At 43.0% G+C, this 13,287-nt stretch carries 11 protein-coding genes and 1 pseudogene; 5 read left to right on the forward strand and 7 right to left on the reverse strand.

What is annotated here, in order from left to right; genetic code table 11:
• Window positions 1-186, forward strand: a pseudogene (locus tag ACTTJ8_RS10025) (hypothetical protein); the annotation flags it as partial.
• A 617-nt stretch (window positions 187-803) separates the two neighbouring features.
• Here the strand turns inward: ACTTJ8_RS10025 and ACTTJ8_RS10030 are convergent.
• The 7 genes from ACTTJ8_RS10030 to ACTTJ8_RS10060 form a co-directional block, all read right to left on the reverse strand.
• Window positions 804-1,574 carry a leucine-rich repeat domain-containing protein gene (locus tag ACTTJ8_RS10030; RefSeq protein WP_442721093.1) on the reverse strand — a complete coding sequence of 257 codons (771 nt, stop codon included), beginning with the start codon at window positions 1,572-1,574 and terminating at the stop codon, window positions 804-806.
• 12 nt (window positions 1,575-1,586) lie between these two features.
• Window positions 1,587-3,368, reverse strand: a complete 1,782-nt coding sequence (locus ACTTJ8_RS10035; RefSeq protein WP_442721094.1) for a caspase family protein — start codon at window positions 3,366-3,368, stop codon at window positions 1,587-1,589.
• 259 nt (window positions 3,369-3,627) lie between these two features.
• On the reverse strand, window positions 3,628-5,181 hold the full coding sequence (locus ACTTJ8_RS10040; RefSeq protein WP_442715551.1) for an SUMF1/EgtB/PvdO family nonheme iron enzyme: 1,554 nt from the start codon (window positions 5,179-5,181) through the stop codon (window positions 3,628-3,630).
• A 153-nt stretch (window positions 5,182-5,334) separates the two neighbouring features.
• Window positions 5,335-6,390, reverse strand: a complete 1,056-nt coding sequence (locus tag ACTTJ8_RS10045; protein ID WP_442715550.1) for a DUF4384 domain-containing protein — start codon at window positions 6,388-6,390, stop codon at window positions 5,335-5,337.
• A gap of 21 nt (window positions 6,391-6,411) precedes the next feature.
• Window positions 6,412-7,137, reverse strand: a complete 726-nt coding sequence (locus tag ACTTJ8_RS10050) for a hypothetical protein (RefSeq protein WP_442715549.1) — start codon at window positions 7,135-7,137, stop codon at window positions 6,412-6,414.
• A 69-nt stretch (window positions 7,138-7,206) separates the two neighbouring features.
• Window positions 7,207-9,006 carry a hypothetical protein gene (locus ACTTJ8_RS10055; protein ID WP_442715548.1) on the reverse strand — a complete coding sequence of 600 codons (1,800 nt, stop codon included), beginning with the start codon at window positions 9,004-9,006 and terminating at the stop codon, window positions 7,207-7,209.
• A 60-nt stretch (window positions 9,007-9,066) separates the two neighbouring features.
• Window positions 9,067-10,143, reverse strand: a complete 1,077-nt coding sequence (locus tag ACTTJ8_RS10060; RefSeq protein WP_442715547.1) for a hypothetical protein — start codon at window positions 10,141-10,143, stop codon at window positions 9,067-9,069.
• 305 nt (window positions 10,144-10,448) lie between these two features.
• Here ACTTJ8_RS10060 and ACTTJ8_RS10065 point away from each other — a divergent pair, with 305 nt between their 5' ends.
• From ACTTJ8_RS10065 to ACTTJ8_RS10080, 4 genes are all read left to right on the forward strand, one after another.
• Window positions 10,449-10,763: a helix-turn-helix domain-containing protein gene (locus ACTTJ8_RS10065; protein WP_442715546.1), complete on the forward strand. Its 315-nt coding sequence runs from the start codon at window positions 10,449-10,451 to the stop codon at window positions 10,761-10,763.
• Between the two features lie 509 nt (window positions 10,764-11,272).
• On the forward strand, window positions 11,273-11,689 hold the full coding sequence (locus ACTTJ8_RS10070; protein WP_442715545.1) for a hypothetical protein: 417 nt from the start codon (window positions 11,273-11,275) through the stop codon (window positions 11,687-11,689).
• Between the two features lie 67 nt (window positions 11,690-11,756).
• Window positions 11,757-12,662: a RipA family octameric membrane protein gene (locus ACTTJ8_RS10075; RefSeq protein WP_442715544.1), complete on the forward strand. Its 906-nt coding sequence runs from the start codon at window positions 11,757-11,759 to the stop codon at window positions 12,660-12,662.
• 276 nt (window positions 12,663-12,938) lie between these two features.
• Window positions 12,939-13,287, forward strand: a 349-nt coding sequence (locus ACTTJ8_RS10080) for an AAA family ATPase (protein ID WP_442719921.1), incomplete at its 3' end; no start/stop codon positions are given.

The following is a 13,287-nucleotide window of genomic DNA, read 5'->3' on the forward strand; positions in this document are numbered from 1 at the left end:
GGAGCGATAATTCATAGTGACTGTGGAAGCCAGTATACAAGCGGCGAGTACAAAAAGACGCTCGGACAGCTGCACGCTGTCCAGAGTATGAGCGGAGTTGGCAAATGCTCCTATAAATCGACAACCGCAGCCTTTATCAAGCCTGTCGGCTTGTTCTGTAAGGAAACGGTTTATCTTATCCGCTAAAGCGGATTGCGAATCAAAAGGCGAGGATTGGCGAATTGCCGCACTTTTGCAATGAAATGAAAAAGTGCAATCAATAGGCGATGTTTGCGATAAGCAAACTCGAAGCGTTTTTAAGCGGTACCATTTGTACCGCTTAAAATAAACCTTGGAATAATGCACGGATGGAAAGCTGGTTTGCGACGCTGAAAAAGGAAAAGATATATCAGCTTGATACGACAAAACTGACCGTTGAGGAAGTCAAGACAATCGTCTGAAGATACACGTTTGCCTATTACAACACCAAGCGTGTAACGACGGTAAATCCCGATGGCTCACCTCCACTGGTATATAGAAAAACAGCAGCTAAAAAAAGTGCTGCTTAAATGTTTAGGCACTGCACTACTATTGACTATTCCAAAAAGATTTATTATAAGCGGCTAAATGAGCGCAGCTTTGTTAACCGCCTGTGTTTTTGAAAAACTTGTTTATTAAACGTATACACTCAAAGCACAGTAATGCAACAGTCTCAAAAATTAATTTGCAGGTACGCTTTACCGGGGAAGCAATTACCTTGCAGAACACAGAATCTGCATGACGCTGATATTTTTTCAACTATTGCATTAAGTTAGAAAGAACTTTTACGACCGATGACCTTCAAAAGTACCCATTTGTTGTTGGAATGCCGGTGTATCAAAAAGTACACCGGTAACGTGACCGTTCCGTATTGACCCTCTAAGAGGCGGACCGTTATGACCATCTGATGAAAAATCCCCTGTCTGAGTAAGTATCGGAGAAAAAGATTGCGGCATATTATCAAAGGTAACCGTCATGCGACCGCTCTTATCAACAACCCCTCTCCAGTTACCGTTCTGCTGCCCCATTCCGCCCCCTGATATGCTATACGTACCGGAATACTGACCTACATATTGCTCAAAAGGAGAACCGTAATTACTGTTATTTCCTCCATTATGATTTCCGTTGCCATTGTTGTTTCCTTCGTTGTTAGCATTATCCCCTAAAGGCGAAAGATGCCCTTCATCACGTAAAATGTTTCCGGAGGCGCTTATCTTTGCCGAACAGTTATAAAAAGCAGCACGTCCAATCACCGTTACCGTTTTGGGTACAACGATTTGATCAAACAACGTAGAGGACATAAAGGCTTCACGCTCTATTTTTGTAACAGGCTGACCGTATATTGTTTCCGGAATAACAAAGGTTCTGGAAACTGCTTGTGCTGTTTGTGCCGCCTGATCACTTGCAAATCCGCAAAAGCTGACGGAATGACTATCGAGCTGTTTAAACTTATAGTTTCCGTATTGATATACCCGGTTATAGATAAGACTCGGGTTATATGAACAACAAGTAATAAGTAATACAATACCAAATAAAAAACATAGCTTCTTTTTCATACATTAATCCTCTTAATACAAATTAACACAATTAACACTAACACCGAGATTGAACGAATGCTCAAAGAGCGGTATAGCACGATTACCTACCGGAAATGTAGGTGCATATTCGGTATACATCGAAATATAATTATTAAATGCATATTGTATATCAATAGGTATGCTAATAGCGAATCTTGTCAGCGTCCCTGATTCTACTGATGGGTGTTTTACAGTCTCCCATAGCAACGGTGTACCTAAACCGATATGGAAAGAAAAACCCGCAAATTTTAATCCTGCTTTTGCAAGTACTATATCAAATGTATGATACAGTAATGTTTCATTATTGATCGATTTGTATGCAAGGGCATAACCAATAACTGCCGCTTTTAGATCAAATATGCCGAATGTCATTTGCAAGGGAAGAATACCGAAACTTATTCCATGCCCGGTAAAAGAAAAAGGCGCCGCTGTAAAATGAGAGAGACTATAGCCGGCATATACCCCCAAAGAATACCAAGGAGCTGCGCTACGTGTAGAGTGACGCTGTGCCGGTTGCTCTTTTGTATTCTTTGCAGACTCGGAAGAAGTTTGTACTGCTGTTGATTTCGTATATGTTTCGGCAGTATTTGTATTTGCTATATGAATAGGTTCATCATGCTGTTCGGTAACCAAAACATCTTTTTTTAAAGACGTTGTTCCATTCCGTATTTCAATTGTATATTTAGCAGGTGGCAATTTTTTTATCGAAAGCGGTATTTTTTCTTTTACATCTTCACGATACTTTTTTCCATCAATATAGACCTCGCCTGCAATATCACTTGAAAGTAAAATATTCCCGGTTTCTAAGCGAATATGAGCTGTCTTATCAGAATCAACCTTTGCTGTTCTTTTCCATGTAGTAATTTCAGACCTAATTTCTATTGTATAAGAACCGTTGGGAAGTTCAACTGACAGCTCACCATCTTCTTTAATTGTGCCCTTTTTTGCATTATCAATGTATACATCCCCAGCTATCCCGCTAAAGATATTAATGCGTCCGGTGCTTGCTGTAACATTTGTTGGTATACCGGCTAAATAAACCTTCGTTTTGAGACCATTATACTCAAAGGCAGCTTGGTTACCATTTGTTGCTTTATCTACTTCATTACGTATATCTGTGAGTATTTCGGCAAAGTTCTTATTTTTTTCAGTTATCTTTTTTGTGAGAATCGGAGTGAACAAACCATCCTTCGCAGTCTGTCCGGCAGCGGCAGAATAGACGATCATATAATTTTTAGCTTTTGTATTTCCGCCGCCTGATGCAGCAAGACCTCGTGTATCAGCTCCACCACGGGTTTTACCTTGCCCGAATGGGTTATTTCTACATGAATCAAGGATAATAATATTAGCCTCACCGATCATACTGTCCATAATACGATCCACATTTAAGAGTTTATCTTGAACATCTGCTGCCTCATCATCATCCTCTATTTGTGCATTGACTGGGATGAGGTAATTAACACCATTTATCTGTACAGCATGTCCGCCGTAGTGGAAAAAAGCAATGCCTTTGGATGACTCACTCTTTTTCTTAAATGCCTTCAGCGCTTTACGCATCGTTTCTAAGTCCGCATTCTGTACCAGCGTAACGCTAAAACCAATACTTTCCAAAGCAGTCTTTAACCCGATTCCTTCCGGCACCGGATTTGCGAGGTACCCTTTTGCATAATCGTTGTTCGCAATCAGCAGGGCATTTTTAACTTCTTGACTAAATGCTGCGGCAGCAATCAGTATCAGCACACCGCAAAACAACCGTTTTTTAAGATGCTTCATTTAATAGCTCCTTTCTATAATTAATTGGTAATTTGAATTATCGAGTATTCATTGCCCCAAATCACACATTCTTTCTTCGTTACCGGCTTTTGCCGTTTTTGTTTTTACTAACTACACATTTTGCGTGTTCGGTTTCGCCGCGTACCGCCACGGATGGCATTATTAAAAAATGTACGTCAGTGTACATTTTTTAATTTCGAGTTTGTTCTACAAACTCGATTCTGCGGAGAACCACAGACATCCTGTCAGAGTAGCAGCGTCAATTCTTGGACATAGCCACACGAAAGCCAAGATTGCCGTAGCGAAAGTCCGGGTAGATGATGTCCCGAAAGGCACGAGCGACGAAATTCGCGTCATTCTCCCAGCTACCTCCGCGTAAGAAGCGGGAAGTACCGGATGCAGCGCCCCACGGATCGCTCTGGCCGCCGGACACACTACCGTACCAGTCCCAGCACCATTCCCATACGTTTCCGCTCATGTCGTATAACCCGTATCCGTTCGCCTCTTTTTGTCCTACCTCATGCGTCTTACCGCTGCTGTTTGCATCATACCATGCATATTTTTTAAGCCGGTCTTCACTGTCCGTCCCTGCCCATTTATACTTCTTTCCCCCCATCGCTGCATATTCCCATTCCGCTTCCGTAGGCAGCCTAAACCCTTTTTGGCTAAAATCGGCTGTAACGCTTTCTCTTCTTACTTTGTACACGCAGTGCTCTTCTCCCATCACTTCCGCCGTCAGCTCATTGCAAAATTTGATGCAGTCGTACCAGCTTACCCTCTCTACCGGATTTTTTACCGAATCGGTAAAACTGCTCGGATTACTTCCCATCACCGCCCGCCACAGCTCCTGCGTTACCTCCGTCTCTCCTATATAGTAGGCGGAAAGATTTACCGTATGCTCTTTATTATCGCTTTGCCTGTTATCCCCCAGTACCGCGCCTTGTACAGCAGCTACAGGCTTCAACGTAAAGCTCACTCCGTTTACGCGGTACGTCCGGTCGCCGGTATTGTTCCGGTTTTCCTGCCGTACCGGCGGCGTGTAGACCGCCTGCTGAACCGGCGCGGATGCGTCAAAACCCGCTAAGTAAATCGGCCGCGTCAGCTCGCGGTATTCACCGGGGTTTTGTTTGCCGGATGTAGCCGTTTGTACCTCATTGCGAATACTAATAAGGATGTCGGAAAAGGTTCTGTTTTTTTCGGTTATCCGTTTGGTCAGAATGGGCGTAAATACTCCGTCCTGCGCCGTGTTTCCCTCGGAGGCCGAATACACAATGATCGAGTTCTTCGGTTTTATGCCGATAGCTGCAAGTCCGCGCGTGTCAGCCCCGCGGTGCGCGCTTTGCGCAAACGGATTATTCCGGCACGAATCAAGGACGACCACGTTGGAATCCCCTGCCATGCTGTCCATCAGGTCGTTTACGTTTACACAGTTATAGGCAACATCCTGCTCATCTTCAAGCGCTGCCCGCAGCGGAATAAGGTAGTTCGCCCCTTTTATCTGCATCGCGTGCCCGCCGTAGTGGAAAAAGGCAATGCCGCCGGCGCTCCTCGTCTTGTCTTTAAAGGCTTTTAAGGCACGCCGCATCTGATCGCGGTCTGCATTCTGCACCAGCGTAACGTTAAAGCCGATACTTTCCAATGCGGACTTTAACGACCGCGCTTCCGGTATCGGCTCTTTCAACGATCCCATATCCCGCGCATAATCGCCATTCGCAATCAACAAGGCGTTTTTAGCTTCTTGCGCCGTTACCGCGGCGGCTGTAAACGCAAACAGGGTACAGCAGAGCAAGAATAATTTTTTAAGATACTTCATTTTAAATCTCCTTATTCAGTGATGGGGGAGATTGTAAAGAGGGGGATACAGTAATATGCCCCCCCTCTTTACCCGTCATTTTTCTTTTTGGGGGTCGTAGGGGGAATTTTTCTTTTTATCGGAAAAAAAGAAAAATCCCCCCTACATAACAAATTACTTTTTCATCACCGTGTACGGAATAACAAAAGTACCTGTTTCCAGCTTCTTCTGCTTGGCAACAGCAATCATACCACGTGTGGCATTCAAAACGGTGTTGGGCTGATAAGCCCCTTCGCCGACCGGCTTGGGAAGCCCGTCGGGAGTTGAAGCCGCGTAGATAAAAAGGTGCTCCGAGCCGAACACCCCGTCCACCACCTGATAGTCCACATCGCCATCGGGGAAGGTACGCGGCATATCGGCTTTTAAGAAGTTGTTTTGTACCGGCAGCCAATACTGATTGCCCTGCGCGTCTATCCCCATAATGGCGATGTAGGCGTCCGTGCCGGTACTGACAAGAAATTTAACCGTATCGCCCGGATACAGAATATCCACAAGGTTATTCTCCGAATCGAGCATAACCGCAGTAATATCTATTGTTCCGCTCTTTGCTGTGGCAGACGGTGAACCGGCCTTCTGCGGCGTCTTGTTTGCAGCAGTAGGTTCGGCGTTTTGGACTTCCGCTGCGGCTTGTGTAAATTCTTCCTTGATAGCTTCCGCTTGCGCAAGGTTTTCGGGATAGAGCATTAAGTTCCTATTGCTGATCTCCGTCATCGGGATTGAAGCAGTCTCGGAAGCAAGCAGTTTTCCACTCGTGCTTGACAGCTCAAGGGTCAACTCCACAACCCCTGCCGTTTTGTTTTCATAGTATTTACCGGTAAGGATATACTTTCGATCCTTAGGAGCGATCGTCCGGTGTTTGCCGAAAGAAGCGCCGCGAGTTGCAATGCCGGTTTGTTCCTGCGGTGGCAGCATTTTCGACTGTATGACATCGATATGACGCATCTTTGCCGCAGCCTTTTTTATTTCGCTTTGCATCCACGGCACCACCGTACCGCTCGTATCGGTTTCCGCATACGAAATAAAACCTATCGAAACTTGAGCTTTCGGAATCGCCGCCTGCGATATGGCTCCGTCAAACTTTCGCAGCACCCCTTCAATAGACTGCTGTGCAGACAGTACAGAGATCACTACGCAGCTTATTACAGCTGCCAACATAACTCGTTTTTTCATACATATCTCCTAACGTTTGTTTTATTCCAAATCCAAATTTGCGTATGTAACGCCGTCTTGTATAAACGATTCAGGCGGTACAATATCTAAGATAGTACTCGGCCCACCGGTTTCTGCTCTGGCGTATATACTGTCTTGGGATACGCTTTTCAGTATCACTTCGGGATGCGTTTTGTCATAAATAACATATCGAATAAAAAGCTGATACGGGCGGCGGCCGCGATTTTCTAAATACAGTATCGTTGTATATCTACCGGCAGGAATGGTTGTAAGAAGTTGACCACTCGGAGAATCAGTAACAATTTCGCACAAAGCAAGGCTTGCATTGCTGATATGCACGGTTCCATCTCCGCCGATTTCCTTCGGTATAACGATAGAAGCTTCTTTATTGTTACCGTAGACGACAATAGCAGCAAAAATCGTATCATCTTCAGAAACATGTCCGTTTTTTACGTTATACTCATCAAGCTTGACTGCTCTGCATAAGAAAGCGCCGTTTTTTGCAGAAAGAAATGCGCTGTAATCAAATAAACGGGTCTGGCCGCTTTTGATGCCACCTAACACATTACCGTGTTCAACTTTCCCGGCAAAAACGACTAAATCAAAGTTTGTGTCATTGCTGATTTCAAGACGCCCCGATGAAGCTGACACAAAAGAAATACCGGAATCACTACGATTTGGCACGGAGGTGCAGCCGAAAAGCATTACCGATAGAACCAATACCAGTCCTATTGCCGTTTTTTTCATGTTTGTTTCTCCTTATACCACAAAAATATAAAATATCACTCAAAAATAAGCGAAATTCTCAAAAAACGCTCACTTCTCCGTTTTCCCTGTTGCGCTAAGGCGGACGGTACAAATAGGCGAAGAATATTCGCCGTCTTCGTTCACAGAAGTAAACTGCGCAATAAACCCGTAATCGGTACAGGGAATAAAAGAAGATAAAAGTTCATAGGTTTTATCCGAGTACCCCGCCGTCCACAGTTCTTTGCCGGAAGCAAGCGCGAGGCTTTTGAAAAAAGGTGTTCCACCGTTACCTGCGCTGTCCGCCGCTTTTTCGGTTCCCGCGATGATAAGCTCACCGCTTTTTTCATTCAGCAGCATGTCTGCAATGTAGGCATACGGTGTGCCGCCGGTATAAAACGCAGCCTGCTTGTTCTGCGCAGCGTCAACCGTTACAATCATTGCCGTTGAATGCTCTGCCGTTCCGGTTTCTCCGGCAATATACAGCACACCGTTTGCATCCTGTGAGACTGCTGCAACGGATTTGATTGCATGCAGCAAGGGGATTCGCTTTGCCGTACCGTTCTCCGCCAGTGCAAACAGCGCCGAAGGCAGCGGCAATTCGGTTTCGGTATCAAGCATATTACAGCATATAAAAAGCGTTTTCGTACGGCTGTCGTAGAGCGGATGTGCACTTGTAACAAATTCGGTTCCGGCAAGCGGCAGCAGAGCGGTAAAAGATTCATAGCGGATGACGCTTTTTTCGATATGCACCTTTCCGAACATGAGTTTATCCTTGCTGTCAAAACCGGTAACTAAAAAAGTTCCGCCGGAAAGGGGTGTAACGGATTCAAAGCCGGAGCTGCCGGTAATTTTCTGTGTATTCAATAAAACGCCGCCGGATGAGTACAATAGTAGGAGTCCGTTTTGCACGTCGCCGCTCGTGTGCCCTGCTGCTAATAGATCACCGTTTTCCAACACGATACCGTCATAAACGGCGCTGTCGCAGCCGGTTTCTTCAAAAAAATGAGTCCACCGTTCCGTACCATTCCTTTCAGTGCATTGTATAAAACCGGCATCATAAAGACTTCCGTTCGCATCCTTTTTTCGGACTTTTCCGACAGCATAAAAAGAATCTCCCGCCGGAGCGGACATTATGTTTGAAACGGAAACACCATCCGCGCCGCTCTGCTTCCACAATGGTTCACCTATTTTAAGCAACGGACGTTCATCTTCTTTTACAATCCGTTTTCCGTCGAAAATGTAGGTATAGACAAAACCGGATTGGAGGAAGGTAATTGGAAAGTCAAATTCTTTATCGTTATATAAAATGCGCATGGATATTTTATCCTGCTGTGTATAGAATGCTCTCTCTTTTGATGAGTATACGGCTATATTTTCCGGTGCTACACTTTTTGTTTTATCAAGCGTGATGTATAAGCTTTTTGCGCTTGAATTACATACAGAAATTTCTTTATCGGCTTTATTTTTAAGCACCACGTAATACGGCGAATTTTTAATTACGGCTCCTAATGTAGTGATACTAACAGTCTGATTGAGTCCATTTTTTGTTTCTACTCTATTTTCCCTATAGTCAATTACAGACACAACGGTTTTACCAACTGGAATATAAAATTTTGCATAAAAAAACAACGATATATCATCACCGGCATAAATTTTTTTAGTAAACGTTTTGTTCCGCTTAGGTTCGATATGCAAGACAGCGGAAATTGCTTCAGGATTATTTTCAAGTATATCAATCGCAAAATCCGTATTATTATTAAAAGATACGGACAGTTCTTTTACGGTCGAAGTTTCTATTTTTGCGGATTGTACGGAACGACAAGAAAAAAACAGAGATAATACCAATATATACAATACTATTTTACGCATAATAACACATTGAAGGCTCCGTAACTATTAAAATTACGGAAGCCTTCTTACCTTATGTTTTTATTCCAAATCAAGTTGAGAATTTAAATCATATTCAATAGAGCGTTCAGATGAACTTTCTATTTCGGTTTTTACCGCACCGTTTTTGTTATAAACAGCAATTTCATATTCCACACCGGCCTTGAATACTACCGGCTCCCCATTAAAGAATTTGACATACCGTTTATTTGCGGCGCCCACACGGAAGTCTGCATTCAGCGCTCTGAATGTCTTACCTTGTTCCGTTGCATCAACTTCAAATGTCAATGTTTCACCGGAATTTATCATCGTATAACCATTCTGCGAAAGGACCTCAGTGTTATCATCTCTAAAGATAAAGGCGCTGCCACTTTCATTCTTTATTGTTAAATAAGCAACCCGTGCACCGAATAGTTTACCGTTAGGCATAGGAAAAATGACCGTTTGAGGGGTTTCACTTCCTACGGCAGGTCTTGCAGATATACCGTCATCTTCTTTACCGGTAATACTATTTATCTTTCCTGTATCTCTGTCATACATAAGATACGTCGGAAAATAAACATACCCTCTCGAATTCGGTTTTACGTATACATATTGCTCTTTGCAATGAGGCGGTAACGTTGTTAGTACCTGTCCTGTTGTCCCATTCAAACGAACTTCAACAGGATACGGAGAAGCGTTTTCAAACAAGAGTTTTCCTTCTCCACCTACTTCATTCATAACGGTAAAAGAAGATTTACTATTGCCGTAAGTAACCAATTTAGCCCAAACTACATCGGTTTCATTAACAAAGCCGCCTTTTTGCGCATACACATCGGTTTTCACAGCTCTACACAAAAAAGCCCCGGAATTGGCGCTTAAAAAATTTCTAAAATCAAAAGAACGAGTATCACCGGCGTGAATACCGCCAAGAATATTTTTACGATCAATCTTCCCCGCAAAAACGACTAACTCGTATTCTGTTCTATTTATCAGCTCTAATTCACCATTCGGCTGATTCGCATACGAAAGATTTTTCATATCTTTCACGGCCTGACTTTTAGGCGTACTCACACATCCTGCAACAAGTACAACGGCAAGAAACGCCGCCGATACCGACAAAAACAGTTTTGTTTTCATATAATCTCCTTATCTTGGTTTCATCAACATACGATGTTCGCTGTTAAGTTTTAATGCGGCAAGGATTGTAGGGGCTGCGAAGCAGTTCCGAAGGAATGGAGCCGAAAGGCGGAACCCCGAAAAGCCTGGTTTTTGCGGTTGTACCGCAAAAAGCCGCCCAAAATCTTAAACACAAAAAGCCGATATTCAACTTTATGCAGCTTTACTCAGCCGGAAGAACAATATATTGATGTTTAATAAAATATTACGACAAGATATTGATTTCGTCAAGCTGATTACATCAAGATTTTGTTATACTGTACTCAATGGCTTTTAAGGATAGGCTTAGAGAAGAAATTGAATATCAAGGCTTGCTGGTAAAGGAGATTTCTGCAAAGACGGGGATCAGTAACAGCACCTTTTTGTCATATATTGATGCGCGAGGGGTACTGCCGAATGTTGAAACGGGCGTAAAAATTGCAAAAGCGCTTGGAGTTTCGGTTGAATATCTAGTAACCGGCGAACGGCTTCCGCAAAATCAGAAATATGCTGCCATTAACGATGTTGTCCGCGATTTGTATCAGCTCTCTCCTGCTCAGATGGAAACCGTGAAGCGTATGATTCACGGCTTGATACCGTGATTGCCCGCTCAATCTCTCTTTTTCAAGCTAAAGCAGGTTTAGGGCTGCAGTTTCTTGGCTGAGATATATGTCGGGGATAGTGATTTCCTGTAATAACTCACTGGTCCATTCACCCTGTGTAGCTGAGTATTCACAAAGAGAAAGAAAACCATACCAAATGATTGCAAATTAGTATCAAGTAGGTGTATATTTATATCAGAGAGGTATAAATATGAGCCGGTCAGCATCTAGCGATTGCGGAATGCTATATCCAACACTGCAAGCTATGTCATCTGCACGGTGCAACAGGAGTTCCATACACCGGCATTGCCCAAGGAGATAAAGATATTTGGAGCCTGTCAGAAACAGCGTGTAAACAGGCTGTATTACACTGCCTGAGAAGTAGAGTATACCCCGCTTAACGGAAGAAATGATAGGCAAAGGCTTGTCCCGAAAGGCGGCAATCCCCAGCGGAATAATAGCGAAAACTTGAATGAATTTATATTGAGAGGAGAAGGAGGTGGCTTTTGATGAGCGAAGCAACAAATACTACAACGATTACTATTCCAGATAATACCGTAACGGTACTAGAAAAATTACTTGAGAAAAGCTCAACAGAAAAATGGAGCGAGCTATCTCCAACTTGTTTTATAATTCTCTGCACAGTTATGTTGGTTATATCTGGAATATTGCTGTATGTAGTTGGAAAACTTCAAGATGAGCATATACGTTTAATCATTTACGGTTTGTTGATGACAATATTTCTTCTCTTTTTAATACCTATCAGTCATAAATTTTTTGCATTTAAATTGTATGAAGAGAAGGGAAAACAAGAAGCCTCCCGGCAAAATACAGCAGTACAGCTCTATCGGGCAACAGTTGAACAACTGTCCCTTAAAGATATGTCTAAAGAAGAGCTATTAAAACTACTTGATACAAGCACATAGTTTGATGAATGCAAAACACAGCGAAAGAAAAGAAAAATATCAATGGCAATAAACATCGAGGCAATCAATGACTCCAACGGATAAACCTCAACACACACAAGAATCAACCGATAGCTCTTTACCTACTGCAATGGATATTTACAAATATCTATGGAAAGGGCGGGATTTTGAGCTGGAGCATCTATGGCAACGATCAATTTTTTTAGCGGCGTTTTTATTTGCCGTAGCTGCTTTGTATACAGGGTATATGAAAGAGTTCTTTATCCCAAAGTACACGGCTGTTGAAACACAAACAGAGTATAATAGCGGTAATTTTTCCCTCTGCGCGGATATGTTGCTTCTCTTTAAAAACCGGTACATAGTATCTGAACAGTATCCGAAAGAAATCACTGGAACATATACTGTAAACAAAACCCTTACCCAAAATAAAACAGATCAACCAGACACGTTGGTACTGCATGATATAACTCTTTTCGGGCTTATTCCGATTGCAATTACCTTGCTCGGATTAGCCTTTTCAGTGCTATGGATAACAATGGCAAAGGGATCTAAGGCGTGGTATGAACTATACGAAAGTAATATTGCTGCAATTAGCGGGAACAAAGCATTTTGGGAAGGGGTTGACCATACGAATCAGGAACTCACCAACCGCTTTGGTAAAAAACAAGACAGCTATAAAGCCTATCTGTTCGGCAATCTTGAAAATCAGAATGATGATCCGATCGACTCGAAGCTCTTTTCTGTTAATGCCGGTCCTTTTTCGGTTTCTAAAGTCAACACAATGATAGGGATTATAAGCCTTGCCGCGTTTTTGTGTGTTTTTATTTTCCACGTGTGTTGGACAGTAAAACTTTTTAATATGAAGGATGCCCACTACGGTTTTTTTACACTTGTATGTTTTACCGCGGAACTGCTCACAGCTTTTTTTATCATTTTTAGATTAAAAACTAGGGTACGGTCATCTTTCCTCTGATAATGCATAGAAGGAATGAAAGATAATCAACAACCCAGACGAGAACATCGGGGTATTACCCCCTCCGCACGAATAAAGACTTTATACCAGCGCTACTGTCAAAACCTTACAAAAAGGTAAGGAGAATAAACCTGTCCAGAAACTTCTATTTTTAAAGATGCCCTAATACCCTACACTTTCCGGCGACGTACCGATTTTTATATCGTTTGACTTTTATAACGGCTGTGGACGAACAGTGAAATTGTCAGACTGAACAAATCTTGCTATACTTACTCCATGAGTTTTCTAAGAAAATTGCCGATCGGCATACAGAGTTTTGAAAAACTGCGCAGAGATGAATACCTCTATATTGATAAAACCCTATTTATTTGGAAGCTGGTACAAAGCTCCAATCCTTATTTCCTCAGCCGCCCGCGGCGGTTTGGCAAGAGTTTGTTCCTTTCGACCTTGGCAGCATATTTCCGCGGACAAAAAGAACTGTTCAAGGGACTATACCTTGAAAAAGCCGAGGAAGAGCAAGCAGTATTGGAAAATAGAGATGCATGGCAGGAATATCCGGTGCTCTATCTGGATTTTAATACCGGGCAATATGAACAGAGCGGTGCTTTAGATGAAACTCTGCGTT

Origin of the sequence: Treponema sp., from assembly GCF_052169735.1 — a bacterium.
GTDB lineage: Bacteria > Spirochaetota > Spirochaetia > Treponematales > Treponemataceae > Treponema.